11 protein-coding genes and 2 pseudogenes are annotated in these 18,272 nt (G+C 36.7%); 3 read left to right on the top strand and 10 right to left on the bottom strand.

Annotated elements, in window-relative coordinates:
* The first annotated feature begins 31 nt into the window (after positions 1-31).
* The gene (locus tag F944_RS16010) at positions 32-940 is read left to right on the top strand and encodes a DUF4198 domain-containing protein (protein ID WP_035245932.1); all 909 of its coding nucleotides are present in this window, start codon (positions 32-34) and stop codon (positions 938-940) included.
* Between the two features lie 986 nt (positions 941-1,926).
* On the opposite strand, the gene F944_RS16005 is transcribed toward F944_RS16010, so the two are convergent.
* The gene (locus F944_RS16005; RefSeq protein ID WP_004992838.1) at positions 1,927-2,952 is read right to left on the bottom strand and encodes a Fic family protein; all 1,026 of its coding nucleotides are present in this window, start codon (positions 2,950-2,952) and stop codon (positions 1,927-1,929) included.
* 156 nt (positions 2,953-3,108) lie between these two features.
* The gene (locus F944_RS16000) at positions 3,109-4,386 is read right to left on the bottom strand and encodes a hypothetical protein (RefSeq protein ID WP_128910937.1); all 1,278 of its coding nucleotides are present in this window, start codon (positions 4,384-4,386) and stop codon (positions 3,109-3,111) included.
* Positions 4,387-4,630: 244 nt separating this feature from the next.
* Here F944_RS16000 and F944_RS15995 point away from each other — a divergent pair, with 244 nt between their 5' ends.
* Positions 4,631-5,659: an IS701 family transposase gene (locus tag F944_RS15995; protein ID WP_007116247.1), complete on the top strand. Its 1,029-nt coding sequence runs from the start codon at positions 4,631-4,633 to the stop codon at positions 5,657-5,659.
* A gap of 13 nt (positions 5,660-5,672) precedes the next feature.
* Here the strand turns inward: F944_RS15995 and F944_RS15990 are convergent, their stop codons facing one another.
* The 8 genes and pseudogenes from F944_RS15990 to F944_RS15955 form a co-directional block, all read right to left on the bottom strand.
* Positions 5,673-6,083, bottom strand: a complete 411-nt coding sequence (locus F944_RS15990; RefSeq protein WP_004992836.1) for a hypothetical protein — start codon at positions 6,081-6,083, stop codon at positions 5,673-5,675.
* A 571-nt stretch (positions 6,084-6,654) separates the two neighbouring features.
* Positions 6,655-9,228: an AAA family ATPase gene (locus tag F944_RS15985; RefSeq protein WP_004992835.1), complete on the bottom strand. Its 2,574-nt coding sequence runs from the start codon at positions 9,226-9,228 to the stop codon at positions 6,655-6,657.
* A 199-nt stretch (positions 9,229-9,427) separates the two neighbouring features.
* A complete protein-coding gene (locus tag F944_RS15980; protein WP_004992829.1) occupies positions 9,428-12,529 on the bottom strand; it encodes a type I restriction endonuclease subunit R in 3,102 nt (1,033 codons plus the stop codon).
* Positions 12,530-12,532: 3 nt separating this feature from the next.
* Positions 12,533-13,204: a DUF4276 family protein gene (locus tag F944_RS15975; RefSeq protein WP_004992827.1), complete on the bottom strand. Its 672-nt coding sequence runs from the start codon at positions 13,202-13,204 to the stop codon at positions 12,533-12,535.
* 1 nt (position 13,205) lies between these two features.
* Positions 13,206-14,282, bottom strand: a complete 1,077-nt coding sequence (locus tag F944_RS15970) for an AAA family ATPase (protein ID WP_004992825.1) — start codon at positions 14,280-14,282, stop codon at positions 13,206-13,208.
* 2 nt (positions 14,283-14,284) lie between these two features.
* The gene (locus tag F944_RS15965) at positions 14,285-15,616 is read right to left on the bottom strand and encodes a restriction endonuclease subunit S (protein WP_004992823.1); all 1,332 of its coding nucleotides are present in this window, start codon (positions 15,614-15,616) and stop codon (positions 14,285-14,287) included.
* Positions 15,613-15,933 (bottom strand): annotated as a pseudogene (locus F944_RS15960) (LexA family protein); the annotation flags it as partial. The gene F944_RS15965 and the pseudogene F944_RS15960, both read right to left, overlap by 4 nt.
* Positions 15,934-15,946: 13 nt before the next feature.
* Positions 15,947-17,677, bottom strand: a complete 1,731-nt coding sequence (locus F944_RS15955) for a class I SAM-dependent DNA methyltransferase (RefSeq protein ID WP_004992816.1) — start codon at positions 17,675-17,677, stop codon at positions 15,947-15,949.
* A 179-nt stretch (positions 17,678-17,856) separates the two neighbouring features.
* On the opposite strand from F944_RS15955, the pseudogene F944_RS15950 reads away from it, so the two are divergent.
* A pseudogene (locus F944_RS15950) lies at positions 17,857-18,272 on the top strand (IS701-like element ISAba11 family transposase); the annotation flags it as partial.

Here is an 18,272-nt window from a genome sequence, read left to right as displayed (position 1 = left end):
GCGTTACGTTATTTTTCAGAGAGATTTTTATATGCGTACTTCTTGGCTCAAAGCGTTGATTTTAACATCGGCATTGCCTGTTTTAGCATCGGCTCATACCGCGAGTCCTTATATTTTACCCGATGTATTTGATACGTCTTCAGCAAATTCAGTGAGCTTTCAAAGTTCAATTACGCTTGAAAAATTCTTTGTTCCTAGTTTTAATTTTAAAACCAATTATGTGATTAGCACGCCATCAGGACAACAAAAAAATCTTGATGCTGCTGCTGCCTTGAAAAAATTTAATGTCGCAGAGTTTGATCTGAATGAAGATGGAACCTATCGTATTCGCACCCAAAACGCGACAGGCAATCCAAGCAAGTATGCATTAGTCGATGGTCGTTGGTTACGTGTTCGTGCCAACCGTATGCCAATGCAAAATCCAAATCAGGCGAATAAACCTGCTGAGACTGCAAAAACTGAACAACGCCCTGCCGCTCCTGCCAATAACCAACCGCCACGATTTGTGAGTGAAGATCAACTCCCCAAAAATGCACAAGTGATCGAAGTGACCAATCATTTGATTGCTGAAAGTTTTGTGACCAAAGGTAAACCGTCTGCCATTCCAGCCGTGAGTAACAAAGGCTTTGAAGTCAAACTTCTTAGCCATCCGGGTGAACTTTATGCAGGTGAGGCTTTAAAAGCTCAAGTATTGTTTGATGGTAAGCCTATTCCCAACCTTGAAATCGATGTATTTAAAGGTGCCGATAGTTATGATTTAAACGCCCAACGTGAACAGCCACATACGAAAACCAATAACAAAGGTGAAGTTGAAATCAAGTTTGAAAAAACAGGAATTTACCTGATTACGACCGCTTATCCAGAAGCAAACCCTGATGCCACTAAAAAACCAGCCAGCGATATTTATACCTATGGTTTAACGGTTGAAGTTGCAGAATAATAGTTTTTTATTCTTGTTTAGATTCTCTTGATATTTCTCTTTGGGAGAAATATCAAGACCTATCCAAGAGTTAAAACAAATCATCTTTTAATCACATTTTCATTGATGTTCAACCAACGAACGATTTTTTAATTACTACAAATCAGATTTGATAGGCCTTAACCTGTAAATGCAGGAACCGATATCACCTCTGCGCTATTTTTTTCACCAGATTGGCCAATTATTCAACCTGAACACTGCTTTGGATGAAATCACCCCCGAAATCTATCCAGCACCTTGTCTTGTGAATCAGCACTTACCTGAAAAAGATCAAGCATTTTCCTGAACGAAGCAAATACATTCAGATCAGGAACTGTATCGTGTCGTAGCTCACCTTATGCACTACTTTACTTAGGCAAATTCTGTAGCTCCATTGAGTATTAGTTCTGGTTCAGCAAATCTGGCTCAGTTTGTTGCATCAATTTTTTTATCAAATGTTTTTGTTCTTCTAATGCTATTAAGTGCTACATCGGCCATCCAATTTTTATTTAGTTTTTGATAAACCGAAATACTCATCTAAAACAACACTCCTTTTTATGTAGACACCTTTGAGCTACAAAGTCACTCTATGGGTGGAAATCGAGCGGAAACATATACCAAATAATCCAGAAAAATACCGTAAAAAAACACAAACCCCAGAAACGACAAAACCCCGAAACCTTTGTATATCAAGGTTTCGGGGTTTATCTAAAATTCTTTGAAGAATCAATGGTCCGAGGGTCGGACTCGAACCGACACGTCATCGCTGACAGTGGATTTTGAGTTCCATGACTTATACAAATATATCAAAACACACCACAGCACATAACCACACATCATATTGTTTTAATTAAATATATTTAAATTATTACTGACAATCCACAACAATTCAGATCACTATAAAACAATCTAGCAGTCTACAGAAAAGCTACAGAATTTTTTGTAGACTTTAAAAAATTTAAACGGCTCTAATATTGTCTTTGAACTTTATGATACTTTTGCTTCGGACTTTTAGGCTTATCTGGAATAGTACGCTCAATCAAGCCAGCTTCTATAGCAGGATTCAAGTAATTCTTTTGGAACGTTGCTCGATGAGTTAATCCAATCAATTGCATCAATTCAGCCAAAGTATAATCTTCTTGCTTCATTGCCGAAATTAAACGCTGAACTTGGTCGCTCATTTCTAGATGAGCATGTACGTCAGCTTGAGCGGTAACATGGTCGCTATCTTGAGCGGTATCCGTTGAACTAAGAATGGCATCTAAAATCATCTGCAAGATAAATTCTATAAACGGGGCTGAATCCGTTCGGTCAGTACTTGCTTGCAAAGCCTCATAGTAGGCTTTTTGATTTTGATAGATCAGACTCTCAACAGGGATATTAGCAAAGATTGGATTCCATCTGCTTAAAATCAATGTTTGCCATAATCTTCCCATTCGACCATTACCGTCTGCAAATGGATGAATAAACTCAAACTCATAATGGAATACAGAACTTTGAATCAGTGGATGTTCATCACTGTCATTCAACCAATCAAGTAAATCAACCATTAAACGATTGATCTGATTAGCAGGCGGAGCCATATGCACTACTCGATCACCTGACATCACACCAACACCACCATGACGATACTGACCGATTTCATCGATCAAACCCGTCATTAAAATTTGATGTGCTTGTAGTAAGTCAGATTCTTGACTTGGTTGCCACTGCTGAAAGGCTTCATAGGCTTTAATAGCATTACGCACTTCCTGAACTTCTTTCGGGGGTGCAATCACGATCTTACCATTGAGGATCGCCGTGATCTGCTCTGTGCTAAGGGAGTTACCTTCTATTGCCAATGAACCTTGGATGGTACGGATACGATTGGCTTTTCGTAGTTTCAGACTATCTTGAATTTCCTCTAAAACAGTCAAACGCCCTATATTTTCACTGATCTGCGCAATCAGATGAATGATTTTTGAGGTGATGGTATAAGGCGGTTGGTATTGCATAGATTCCTAAATAAAATATAAAGTTTTGTTTAATTAAATGCTAAAAGTATAAGTTTTCAAAGTCATAAATAAGGTATGATTTTATATTTACTCACCCTGATAAATGATCTTAAGCAGACTAGAGCAAGAGTTTCATCTTGCCCATCCTCAACTTAATTAACTTTTTAATTCATAGCAAAGTCTAAAGCCAGTTTTTCTAAACTTATATTTACCAGTAGAATTCAATGCTGGAGTTGGTCTGGCAATATAATTATAAAATTCCGCTAGTGATTTACAACAGACACAAGTTTTATCATTTAACCACTCACCAAAGTTTTTCGAATCAATAAATCGAAGCCCATGTTTCTCCAAAAAATTTACATCTTCGAATTTCAATTGAATTTTTTGAAAAGATTCTGCATCCATATAAGGTGGATGACCAATTATTTTATATCCGTTTTCATCATAAAAACTCAAGCAATTGTATTCAAACTGTTCATTGCGTTGGTTACTAAAATAAGTTTTTCCTTTTGTTCTTACTTCTAAAGGAGGTGAATAATAGCTTAGACTATCGTCTATAGGCTCATCAAAAGGTGAAACTTCCTTAAACTCATCGAAAGTTAATAGACGTGTCTCAACTTTATTCTTACGATTAAACCAGCTAATAAATACCATCACATCATACCAAGTCAGTGATACAGGCAACGTCGTATCTTCATCAGCATTTACTGCTTCTAGATTATCAAGCAAGCATCCTTTTTTCACTTTCTCAACAACAGTTGCTCTAGCTTCTAAATACAATGAGTTTGAAATTGAAAAATCTTGAAAATCTTCAATTGTGATTAAATTGGAAATCATCAAGCATTTACCATTTTCCAACCGAATCTTCTGAAAAGAAGGTAACTCGATAGAAGAACTCAAATCTACAAGAGTTTTAGCATATTTACTATACAAAGATCGTTTTAATAACTCTTCTGTTCCAGGATAATCGCATGTGTTACCACCCGAAAAATAATATTCAGTTTCTGCTTGATGTAGTCGTTGTTGTCTATTTCCCTTGAATTCGAAGTAGAACCAGCGCTTAAAGTGATATTCATCATCAAATTTTGGTACATCAGCTCGTTTCAAGTAAGGCGCATAAATTTGATGTTCAAACATCTCATCACATTGATTTTTAAAAATAAAATCATATTGTCCATTTTCCCCTTTTAAAAAAATAAGGTTATCATTAAAAGGGATTACTTCAACCCAGCCTTGGTTAAGTTCTTCAATGCGCTGAAGAAACAAGTTCATCTTTTTATTACAATGTATTATACACTCTGCCAAGTTTTCCTTATTAGTATTATAGATTTGAAAAACTGATTCTTGTTCCCTAGGTTGAACTAATTGATCTCCAAGTAGGTTAAATCCCGCCTGAATATAAAACAAATCTCCACCAATCACGATATCAATCAATGCTCTCGTATTTGGTTGTTTACGTTTCAGAAGTACCTGTAATATAGGGTTTTTCAGAGCAACATCTACATTTGATGAATCATTATCATCATAGGCACGTTGATGTAATCCATAATTAGAATGATCAATTTCAAAATTATAGATACCTATACCATCATCAAAGTATTGATCGTAACGGAAGTTATATCTAGGACTTACGCATTGACGGATTCAAAAAAGTATTAAAATACTTTATAAAGTATCTGTGATCAGACGAATTAAACATGCTTCTACAGCAACTTGTACATTACCCATTTATATGGGCTTTCTCATGACAGAACCGAACTCTATTAGCTGCACACAACTTGCCGAGACTTATAACATCTCGCATGATAGTGTAAATCGCTTTCTAGAACGTGAAGACTACACACCTCACGACCTATATCAAGAAGCAATTCAACATATTGATAATAATAAACTTATAGTCAGTATTGATGATACTGTTTTAGATAAACCCTATAGTCAACATATGGACTTGGTTAGCTATTTTTGGTCAGGCAAACACCACCGATCCGTCAAGGGTATTAATCTCATTACCTTGTATGCGACAGATCAGAATGGCCAAAATATTCCAATTAATTTCCGAATTTATGACAAATCTGAAAGTAAAACCAAGAATGATTACTTTATGGATATGTTAAGTGAAGTACTCAGTTGGGGTGCAAAGATTCAATTTATTACAGGTGATAGTTGGTATTCATCGACTGGAAATCTAAAAACCATAAGAAAATATGGTATTCGATTTATGTTTGGTATCGACTGTAACCGTAAGGTTTCCCCAGAAAAAGGACAATGGTTTCAACTGCGTTTATTGCCAAATTTCCATCAGGGTCAAGTGGTCTGGCTCAAAGATTTTGGCTTTGTACAATTATTTAAGACTCAGTTAAAAGAACAGCAGAGGTTTTATATTGTGCATCAAGATGAAGATGATTTATTGTCCTTTGAGGGTTTTCATGAATTACATTCAAGTCATTGGAAAATAGAGCAATATCACCGGGTGATTAAACAGGTTTGTCATATTGAAAAGTTTCAAGTAAGACGATCTAAACTGATTTTGAATCATATTTTTTCAGCCTTGATGGCCTACGTCGAGATACAAAAGAACCAGTTTGAGCGGATCTTTGAAAATGTATATCGTTGGCAGAAGAAATTATTTAGACCAGTTATCAAAAACTTCATTGATGACTTTATTCTCGATAAAAATCATCTGCTACCACAGAGAATCTATAAATAATAGTGCGTAAGTCCTAATATCCTGTAAAAATTTTGTCTGGGATAGAACTATTGCCATAGAACATTCTATCGGATACATCTTGACGTTGATGTTTTAAACGGCTTGCACCATCACATGGAAACTGGGGTTTAATAAGATCTGCATATTGGCATAAGTTATGGTCTTCCATAAAAGGTTTTAAAATTTGCTCATAGGCATTCAAAAATCCTGAAAAACCACCGTTAAAACCCAATGAATGAACAAGAGCATTTAAGAGTGTGCAATGAGCTATTTTTTCACGATCTCGAGATACGCTTTCAACAGATTGTTTAATTAATTCAGGCTCTAACCCAAATACTGGCAGAATATGGAATCTCTTAAGGGGTAAATAACCTACGACAGGTGGTTTAGTGAGAAAATGTCTTTCAGAAAATGTGTTATACATGATCATATCCGTTATATTTCGATAGCAAATAAAAAGCCCTCAACTAAATCTTTTGATTTAGAGGCATACTTACGAAATAACGGATTTTTCTTATTGAAAATAAGCTGAGTATTTTTGTTTAAGATAGTATGAATTCTTAACCGCAGGTTAAAACTCAACCTAGGCTTTTTGCTTAAGAGAAATCATATGAAAAATATTTTTTTTTGTCAACAACACTACAATGACAATTTGAGGAGGCTATGGCACTTGAACTCACCTAAATCTCAAGCGGAATCTATTAGTTAAAAAATTTAAAGTCAGCGATTGAGTAAATTGGTATTAATGCCATTTTAAAGTGCCACATTGGCAATCAAAATATGAGGGTGGCTACATTTTTTTACAAGCTCGCATTTGAAGTCATCGCTGTAGATCCGACATTGCTTTTTTATAGATTCAGGATCAGCAATAGTTAATTCCTAGTTCATCAATATGTTCCCGCCAATAAATAAGTGGGTCACCAAAGACATATTCGTTATAATAAAAATGGATAGAAAGTATCACCATCCATAATTTTTTAAAATAGCAATTACTGCTAGCTGGCACTTTTCCGCTTAGCTGAAAGCTCTTCTCTCCATTTTTTAAGACTCTCAATATCTGAACGTAGCTCATTTTCTTCAGGAATACGTATTGGGATTTCTGTCGACTGACTATGTTCAAAGCATGAATACTTAGTCATCAATTGTTCTATAAATAGACAATCATCTTTTTCAATCAATGCTAAAGAATGTATTTTATTATCTGTTGTGATGGATCGACGATGTCTTCTTACAATTGCATTCAATAAGTCATCTTCAACACTTTTCTCTAATAATTTTCTAAAATCACTACAAATAGCTTGAGCTAATTGTCGGTAAACTTCTACTCCAGATTGTTGTCCTAAACTAGAAGCATCTTTTAATCTAGTTAGAAGAATATTATTAGCTGTTTTTGTATTAGAATTCCAAGTTTGCTGATGTGCTGGATGTCCCACACTCCCATTAAAACCCTCAATACATATTGCTGAGAAATGAACCTTATGCCATTGTTCACCATTTTTCTTAGAAACATCTTCCATTGTGCCAAAAAGTGATAGTCTATGTGTAAATATAATAACTTGTCGTTGTTTGGCTAAATCTGCTAAACGGGAAGCCACATGCCACTCATAATCATGATCTAATGAGGAAATTGGGTCATCAAATATAAATGGAGCCAAATAGGGCTTATTGACCACATCTGCTAAGAAAGCTGCTAAAGAAATTATTCTACGCTCCCCTTCACTTAAAACTAGTTCTGGTAATAAGTTTTCATTAGTTGTACCCTTTAATTGAATTTTATGAAAAACTTCCCCTCTTGCTGTTCTCGATTTTATTAACTCAACCTTTAAATGATGTGCTCCCAATAATCGTAATTCGTCATTGAAACGCCGAATATATGCTTCAGTAATAGCTCTTTCAGAAATTGATGCGGCTTTTATGGAAATATTTCTAGGATTTGTTAATGACTTCCACAACTCGTACTGCTTATGATTTCTTAATCTAAGTACTTCTTGCTTAATTGATTCAACTTGCTGGCTGGTCCACAGCTTAGCTTCTAATTCTAACTTTTGCTTATTAGCCAGAACTCTATCGAACTCTGTAGCATCCTGATCAAATTGATTTGCTTCTCGATTTAAACGATCTGTATATTCATTAAGAACAACTATTACTTTTTGTGCTTCGGAAATATCGCTAAGTACTCCCTGCTCTTCGTGAGCATTAAGAACTAAAATATTATTCTTAATTTTTAACCAGATACCTCCCAAACATTTTAACCAATCGTCAGTACCGATTCCCGCAGCCTCACATTGAGTTCTTATTTGCTGATCCGTTAAAACTAAAGGAAGTTGAGTAAGGATAGTTCTATAGTTTTTTTCTGCATTTTCAGCATCTTGCTCAAGAGTGCTACATACAAATTTTTCAAAATTTTGCAGTCGTTCTTTTGCCTCAAAATTAAGTTCTTGATGGCAAAGTAAACATTTTGCATCATCCGTAACTGGAAATTTTTGTTCTGGATATACTACTTGAGAATATTTTCTAGCAGCGCTCCACATTGCTCGCCAAGTATCGCCACTTACCCCAGCTAATTCACCAACTAAATTCTTTGCTGCATCTAAGGCAACTTGGCGCTTTTGTAATACATCTTGTTTAAGAAGTCTAATTAAATCTATATTTGAAGAGCTTAGCGAGTGTTGTGCCTCTTCAAGTGTTTTAATAATTTCCTTCACTTGTAAGGCTGTATTTCTTCTTTGCTTCGCAAGTTCAGTTGGATTATCTGTACTCAATCTTAAATTCAAATTATTGAGTTGCTGTTGATCATTTTCAGACCATAAAGTAAAGCTCTCTAGGAATTTATCATTCGTTTTTTCATTTAATGTATTCAACTTAATAGCTATTTCTGTTGAATAGAATTGACTAGGAAGCTTTGGTAATTTACTTAAAAGAGTATCCTGCTCGGTTTGTAGTATATCCTTTACTCTTGAGCAAACTTTTGCCAATTCTGCAAACAAGGTAACTGCTGGAGGCATGTATGTAGCAATACTCTCTTTGGTTAAATAATAATTTGCTTCTTCACTATCAAAAATATCAATTGAAACGAGGTCATCTAAACATGACTCATGAGCACCCCACTTAATTTCTTGCTCACTTCCATCTATATCAATTACAAAAATACAATGACTAAGATCGGGTGGTGGCAAAAAAACATTTGGTTTTAAATTCTGTGCTCGTGGAACTCCTGATACTTTTTTTAATATACGGGTATAGCTCGACTTACCCGAACCATTATGTCCATAAATTACACTTAAATTCCCTTCTCCAAATATTAAGGGGCTTTTAGGAGCTAAGTTTTCTATACCAACAACTTCATTGATAGCTTTTAGACGCAATTCATTTTTGACTTGGTTTACAGTCAACTCATCGTAAGTTCGATGAGTTGTTACCGCTTTGCCTTCGGGAGTCTTTATTAGTATGCATAAATCCTTATAGTCGTTATCATCAAGCTGGGCTTTCTGAAGTATTCGTACCGCCGCTTCTTGTAACCAATCGGCTTGTGTTAATAACCATTTTTTAATCTCAAGTTCAATTGTCATAATTCCCCTACCTAATAGTTATGCTTTAAACTGTTTAAATAAATTCTTTTAAAATATAGAAATATCAAAGTAAATCTTAAATTCAAAATACTTAAATATATTCTTTTATCAAATGTAAAACCAATTAACTTCCAGATTGGGATTTTCTGATATTAAAATAAAGTTAGCGTACCAACACAGCAGAATTAATACACTTACTTTATTTCGTCCATGCATTCGATAGCATTTCAGCCTGCTTCATCACCAACTCAATCGCTTCAGCCGCTTTATCTGGTGGATACTTCCAACGCTGTAAAGTACGACGCACCAAGATTTTAAGCTGAGCACGTACACTGTCCCGCACCTGCCAATCTACTGTGGTCGATTTACGCAACTTCTCTGTAATTTCTCGAGCGATCTGCTTAAGCGTATCGTCACCTAACTCACGGACTGCACTTTCGTTATTGGCTAAGGCATCGTAAAAGGCGATTTCATCGGGGTTCAAACCGAGCGCAGCTTCACGCTCCATTTCTGCCTGAAACTCTTTTGCCATCTGAATCAGTTCTTCAATGACTTGCGAGGTTTCAATGGCACGGTTGTTATACTTACGCAAGGTTTCTTGTAAACGATCCGAGAAGCGTTTTTCTTGAACTAGATTATTGCGTGTTTTGGCTTTAATACCGTCGTTGAGTAATTTTTCCAGTAATTCAACCGCCAAGTTACGATATGGCATCTGCCTTACATCCTCTAAAAACTCATCCGACAGTAAGCCAATATTCGGTTTATCTAAACCACAAAGTGCAAATACATCTGCTACGCCATCAGCAACAACAGCATTATCTAAAATTTGTTTAAGCGTACTGTCCTTTTCTGCTTGCGATAATTTACGATCCACAGAGGTATGCTTACTAATCACTGCTTTAATGGCTGAATAAAATGCAATTTCCTTATGCAATGTCTTGGCTTCATCCAAGGTACCGCACAATGAAAAGGCTTTATTGACTGTAAGTACTAAATCTAAAAAGCGTTTTTTGCCATCTTTTAGACTCAACACATAGTTGGCTGCTGGAATAATCAGTCGGTGTGCTTGTTTTTCATAACTGCTTAAATCCAACCCAGCTTGGTCATTGGTCTTGGCAAACATCCCACGGATGGCATCCATTTTCTCAGCAAGCACGGCATAGGCTTCTTCCGCACGTAAAGTCGGCTCACCTTTCCCTTTGGCATCGGTATAGGTTTTTAATGCCTGCTTTAACTCATTGGCAATCCCAATATAGTCAACAACCAACCCACCTTGCTTGTCTTTAAAGACACGGTTCACACGAGCAATCGCCTGCATGAGATTATGCCCCTTCATTGGTTTGTCGATATACATGGTATGGGTACACGGTGCATCAAAACCTGTCAGCCACATATCCCGCACAATCACCAACTGCAAAGGGTCATTCACATCTTTAAAACGTTTCTCAAAGCGTTTTTTAGTTTGCTTATTGTAGATATGCGGTTGCAATAACGGCTTATCCGATGCTGAACCTGTCATCACAATTTTGATTTTGCCTTTTTCAGGATCAGAATCATGCCAATCTGGGCGCAAAGCGATAATTTCATTATATAAATGCACGCAGATTTCACGGCTCATGGTCACAATCATACCTTTGCCTGCTGTGGCTTCAGTACGGGCTTCAAAGTGCGTCACCAAATCCGCAGCAATCTGTTTCAGGCGTGGTGTTGCACCTACTAACTTCTCTAATCGACTCCATTCACCTTTGGTCTTTTCACGACTACCGACATCTTCCTCATCTTCTACCACTTCATCGACTTGATCAGAGAGTTCCTCGATTTCAGCCTTATTAATATCCAATTTTGCCAAGCGAGATTCATAATAGATCGGTACGGTTGCGCCATCCTCTACCGCATCTTGGATATCGTAAATTGAAACATAATCACCAAAGACAGCTCGGGTATCTTTATCTTCACTGGAAATTGGCGTACCTGTAAAACCAATAAATGCCGCATTTTTTAAGGCATCACGCATGTGCTTGGCATAGCCAAATTTATACGTTCCATCATTAGACAGTTTGGCTTTGAGTCCATATTGGCTACGGTGTGCTTCATCGGACATGACCACAATATTGTGCCGACCATTCAGTAATGGATGCTCAGCTTCTCCATCAAGCAAAGCAAACTTTTGTACCGTGGTAAAAATAATTCCGCCTGATTCACGTTCAGAAAGGAGTTGTCTCAGCTCATCACGATTATTGGCTTGTACTGGTGTTTGCTTTAATAATTCTTGTGCTTGCCCAAAGGTTTCAAATAGTTGTCCATCCAGATCATTACGGTCAGTCACAATCAATAATGTAGGATTCTGCATGGCAGGTTGTTGTAAAAGTTTACCTGCATAGCAACACATCGAAATGCTTTTACCCGACCCTTGGGTATGCCAAACCACACCTGCTTTTTTATTTCCTGTAGGATTCGATGCAGCAATAGTAGCCTGAACAGCTTCACGCACCGCATGGAACTGATGATAGCCTGCAATTTTCTTAATGGTCTTTTCACCATCTGTTTCAAATAACACAAAGAAACGGATGTAATCGAGGAATAACTTACGATCAAAGAAACCTCGAATAACCGTTTCGAGTTCCCACTCTAGCTGAGGCTTATCATCTTCATTTTTAATGGTACGCCACGGTAAGAAACGTTCTTGACTTGCTGTTAATGAACCTACCCGAGCTGTAATACCATCACTCACCACCAAAGCTTCGTTAAAAACAAATAAATCAGAGATTTCTTCTTTGTAGGTTTGTAGTTGATTAAACGCATCCCAAATGTCTGCATTTTCAACGGTGGGGCTTTTTAACTCTAATACTGCAAACGGAATACCATTAATAAAACAGATAATATCAGGTCGTCTTGGTTGCTTTGTACCTTGGATGGTAAATTGATTGATTGCGACAAAACGGTTTTGCTGTACATGATTAAAATCGACCAAAAAAGCATGATCATTCACCCAGTCATCTTCTTTTTTATAGTTGACGGGCACACCTTCCAATAACATGTGGTGAAAAGCACGGTTATTGGTGATTAAGTCCAGACTTTCAGGTTTACTGAGTTTCTGTAAAACCTGCTCAAAACAGCTCGTTGGCAAATGTGGGTTTAAGCGTTCAAAAGCAGTCTGTAAATCTGCTTCAATCAGAACTTGTTTATAGTCTTTACGCAAAGCATTGCTACTGTCAGGCGCTATATCAATACCATGAACGACTTCCCAGCCATTTTCAGAGAACCATTCTAGGCATAGGTTTTCGAGTTGTGTTTCATTCATGGTTTATCCTAATGCCCTGATTTTATCCATCCAAGATTTAAAATGGGCGCACTCTTGCTCCATTCGTTCCACACCAATATGTTGAGCAATCCGTGGTCCATGAGTCGTTTTTTTATACTTAGGATGTAGATTATCTTCTAATCTTTTTGATGGCTTAGTCTCATAACCATTATTAATATGTTCTGGTGAATCCACTTCATCTCTCATTCTTTGCAACGTTACGTGAGATCTTTGCCAAGTAGGTTCAATTGAACAAAGTTGTTCAACATCTGAAAATAGTAATCCTTCAAATTCATAAGGTTGTATATGAGTAATAATTCTTTCAGGTCTACACTCAACAAATGCAATAAGCTCTCTATGTAGGGCCTGTTCTAAATGTTCTACACGTAAATAAACATCTTGTATTGACTGTGCTTGATTAAAATCAGGAAAACTCGTATCCAATCCATATAAGTCTAAAAATGTTGTCAGTTTTATATTTTGATTTCGTCTAATTTCATTTCTAACGTTTAGTTTTAAGCGGTCAAAAGTAACCGCGCCACCTTTAGCTGTAGAAGAAGTCTTCATCAACACTGGCTTTAAAAAAATTTGTTGCGAATGGAATACTGGAGCAACCACTCGTTTAATAAATGCTTCCTCCGTTTGCCCCTCAGCAATTACAATTATCTCTTGCATATCAGGGTCTCCCACCTAAAACATTACGCTTCCATAGCTCGCCCAAGCTATAATCATCCAACCACTCCGATAACTCCTCTTGCCCAAAACGCTTAAACGTTGATTTTCCTTGTTCTTGATCCACAACAATAATATTTTCTGCTTCCATTTCATTAATGAGTTCAACAGATTGAGTTGATATAATTAATTGTTTATCTTCTGCCACTTGTTTAAAAATATCAGCAAGTACACTGATCGCATACGGATGCAAACCTAGTTCTGGCTCATCGATGATAATGGTATCTGGCAACAACTCTTTAGGTTGCAACAATAACGTCATTAAACAAATAAAGCGCAAACTGCCATCAGATAATAGATGTGCTCTTAAAGGCGTATCTGGACGATCAACCTGAAACCATTCTAGTTCAATAAATATCTCGTCATCTTCACGCTGCACAAAGTCCTTAAAGAATGGCAAAACAATTTGTATTGTTTCTACAATTCTTCGATATTCATCAGGATATTTTATTGAAAGCATTCTTAAATATGCTGCTAAATTTTCTGCATCAGGTTTTAACCTTAAATTATCATTTATTGCATGTGATCGCTTAACTTTAGCTGTATCACTGGTATCATGGAAATGATAAATTCGCCATCCTTGTATAGCTGGTCTGACATATTCAGCAAATGAATCTTTAGTTTCTTTTAATTTTGACTCTTCATGATCTGAACCAATCGTGTGAGTACTTGCACCGTAATATACACCTTCAAACCACGTAGATTCGCGATTAAAAATCAACCTATTATCTAATGTAGGTACTAAATCAAATTTATAGCCATTCATATAAAAATAAAATTCTGCATGAATTTTATCGGTTATATCTCTGCCAAAATGCAATAGACTATCTGGTCCGCCTTGTTTTTGTACAAAACTTTGCAGACGTTGCTCATACATTTCATTGAGCAGTTTAAAAATACTGATAAAATTACTCTTACCTGCGCCATTTGCACCAATCAATACATTTAAATTGTTTAACTCAAACCTATCTAAATGTTCAATTGATTTATAGCCATGTATAGTAATTTGACGTAGTGACATAGCTATACTCCCTCACCATGCAAATCCGAAACATCTACCTCACCTGATAATAGTTTCACTAATAAGGTATCTCGAATCTGAGCTAAATCTAGAGACCCTCTATTATTTACTGTAATACTTTTTAAATTTGCTTTTACTGTATCCTCGAACAACTGACAAATAGACTGCGGTGGAGTTAAGACTCTCACCTTTCTAAGCTCAGATTGTCTGATACCAACAACTGTCGTACCTGTAGCTCGTCCATTCATATCTGATTTTGCTAAAGGACTTAACAACCAAAAATACAAAAATGCTGAAGATACTAAATCAGTATTAGCCCTTAGCGCATACAATCTTTGACTCAAACAATATTTTTCATCAGAAGCCAAATAATACATTTCCCCCATTGGTCCTTCTGATGTTAAAAGAATATCACCCTCCTCTAACTCTTCTTTCATCCATTTATTATAAAGTTCTGTATCAACAAACCTAAGTTGCTCACGATTAACAATACAACCATCTTTAACATGTTTAGCAGATAAAACTGTTATACCAGAGTCTGACCAATCTCCATCTAATTTTTTAGGTGTCTTACCTCGATGGTCAATGATTAATGAAGTTGTTTTATCAATATCTAGTATTTCCCACCCCTTCGGCACATCCCCTAACTCACTCTCCACCAATTCATCTGGGAACAATGCGGCAGTAACTTTTAACTCTGCAAAATCTTCCTTTGCCATTTGCTCAAGCTCAGCTTCACTTTTACCACTCATCGCACACATCGCAGCAAGTTCAGGGTCTTTACCCTCTTGCTTTGCTACAATTTTGGCATGTACAGGGTCAAAGTCGATAAACCAACTTTTAAAAATAGCTTGGGCAATGGATTCTAATGTTTGGTTGATTTGGTTATTTAGATGGATTTTTTTGTCTAGCTTAATTAATGGCTCAACTAATTTAATTCTTTTCTCAATACTATTTGGGATTTGAATTTCTAAACGATGCGCATTATCTCTATTTAATCCAGGCACAGCTGCATCTGTATTCATGTTCTCAAGCCCTAACGAGGACAATAAATAATATACAAAATACGACTCGTCCAAAGAATCCTTAATGACATAAAAAGCTGTATCACTAATCCAGCACTTTTCAGCACTTAAATGAACTTTCCCTACACTACCTTTCCTGCCTATGATTACAGCATGTTGCTTTACTAGTGCTGAGTCAGAATATGTATATATGCCATTAGAACCATAAACTGGAATACCCATAGTTCTCTGATTGTCTTTTTTAATAGCTTTCCCATAAACAAAGGGAGAATATTCACCAACCGTTGTTTTGAACCATCCATCACTCACACTTCACCCCCAAACTTTTTCTTAATCGCCCAATGTCCACGAGTTCCACCTATACGCTCAAGCCAGCCAGCATCGTTTAAATGATTCAGATGCTTTTGTAAGGCAAATTGATTAATACCAAGTTGTTCTGCCAAAGAACGATAAGAAACTTTCGGATTACGCTGAATTAAGACTAAAATTTCCTGTTGACGTTCAGTGAGCTGATTTGCTTCGATTGCACCACCTATCGACTCAATCACAGGATGATATAACTTCACATCAAAGAAATAATTGGTTTCTAAAAATTCAGACCTTACCCATTTTTCGGCATTGCACAGTAGAGAGGGTTGCTCAAAGCTCATAACCTAAGCCTTTTAAATTCTTTTTGATTTCACTTTCTAGTACAGCACTTTCAACAAATTGCTGTTTCAATTGTCCTGTTAAGCGTGCCATCTTCTCAGCAAAAGATTCACCATCATCTTCCTGCTCGACTACACCCACATAACGCCCTGGGGTCAATACATAGTCATGCTTTTGAATATCTTTCAATTCAGCCGAGAAGCAAAAGCCTTTTTCATCTTGATAGACGTCACCTTCAAAATTTCCACCTTGCTGCCAAGCATGTAAGGCATTGGTAATTTTAGCTATATCAGAATCAGTAAAGTCACGCAGTACACGATCTTTCATATAACCTAAACTACGAGCATCGATGAATAAGGTTTTGCCTTCACGATTTGCTTTCTTTTTATCCAAAGATAAGCCGTTCTTTTTATCTTTGGTCAAGAGCCAAATACAGGCAGGGATCTGCGTATTGGTAAACAGTTGTCCAGGCAATGCGACAATACACTCCACCAGATCAGCTTCGATCAAGTTTTTACGAATCTCGCCTTCATTATTGGTATTGGAGCTCATCGAGCCATTGGCAAGCAACAAGGCCATACTACCTGTAGGTGATAGGTGATGGAGCATGTGTTGCATCCAAGCAAAGTTAGCATTGCCTTGAGGAGGTGTACCATATTTCCAACGTACATCACTTTCCAGTGAAGCGTGCCACCAATCCTTAATATTGAACGGTGGATTTGCCATGACAAAATCAGCACGTAAGTCTGGATGCTGATCATCTAAAAATGTGTCAGCATTTTTTTTACCAAAGTTAAAATCAATGCCTCGAATTGCCATGTTCATGGCAGCCAGTTTCCAAGTGGTTGGATTACTTTCTTGTCCGTAAATCGAAATATGCTTTTTCTGTTCAGATGCTTTGTAATGCTTTTCCTGTGCATGTTGTTCAATGAACTTCTCACTGGAAACAAAGAAACCACCTGAACCCATCGCAGGGTCGTAAACACGACCTTTATAAGGTTGCAACATTTCTACAATCAAGGTCACAATACTTTTAGGTGTGTAATATTGCCCACCTTGTTTTCCTTCAGCTAAAGCAAACTGCCCTAAAAAGTATTCGTAGACATGCCCGAGAATGTCTTTGCTGTGCAGACTGAGTTTTTCACCATTATATTCAGGCTTGGTAAAACTAGTGTCAGAAAAAGTATTGATCAAATCCAATAGCTTGTCATTATCAAGCTGGTATTGCCCAATACGATTCAGAATACCTTTTAATTTAGGATTAGCTTTCTCAATTTCATCAAAAGCATTATCGACTAACCACGAGATAGAACGTAGTTTGACATCTTCCCCATGTTCATCTTGCCAAATAATCGAACCAATCGCTAAAGCGGCTGTATTTTGTAATGTTGACCAACGTGCAGCTTTAGGCACCCAAAACACATTTTTTTCTTTATAGTAATCAATTATTTCCAACTCATCAGCGATTGCTTGTTGGTATTCCTCTTCTGTGTCGTATTGATCACGAGGCATGTAATAGATGTTGTGATCATCCGCTTGTGCAAATAACTCTTTAAGTTCTGCCTGACGTTCATCAAAGGCATCTGATACATATTTTAAGAAAATTAACCCAAGGACAATATGTTTGTAGTTGGCAGCATCTAAGCTACTACGTAATTTATCAGCGGCTTTCCAAAGCTTATCATCTAAGTTATTTAGAAAATTTTGTTCCAATGAGTTCATTCTTTATCCTCAATCAATGGTCAACCGCTAAGGTTTTATACTTAATGTTCAATAGTTTATTACGTTAGCACATCTAAGACGAATGAAAAGTCATGTACTACACAAAAAAATAAAGATATATACTAGGACTTACGCATTGACGGATTCAAAAAAGTATTAAAATACTTTATAAAGTATCTGTGATCAGACGAATTAAACATGCTTCTACAGCAACTTGTACATTACCCATTTATATGGGCTTTCTCATGACAGAACCGAACTCTATTAGCTGCACACAACTTGCCGAGACTTATAACATCTCGCATGATAGTGTAAATCGCTTTCTAGAACGTGAAGACTACACACCTCACGACCTATATCAAGAAGCAATTCAACATATTGATAATAATAAACTTATAGTCAGTATTGATGATACTGTTTTAGATAAACCCTATAGTCAACATATGGACTTGGTTAGCTATTTTTGGTCAGGCAAACACCACCGATCCGTCAAGGGTATTAATCTCATTACCTTGTATGCGACAGATCAGAATGGCCAAAATATTCCAATTAATTTCCGAATTTATGACAAATCTGAAAGTAAAACCAAGAATGA

The sequence above is a fragment of the Acinetobacter ursingii DSM 16037 = CIP 107286 genome (assembly GCF_000368825.1).
In the GTDB taxonomy this organism is placed as follows: domain Bacteria; phylum Pseudomonadota; class Gammaproteobacteria; order Pseudomonadales; family Moraxellaceae; genus Acinetobacter; species Acinetobacter ursingii.
The sequence above is the reverse complement of the archived record's forward strand: the minus strand, read 5'-3'. Positions and strand labels throughout refer to the sequence as shown.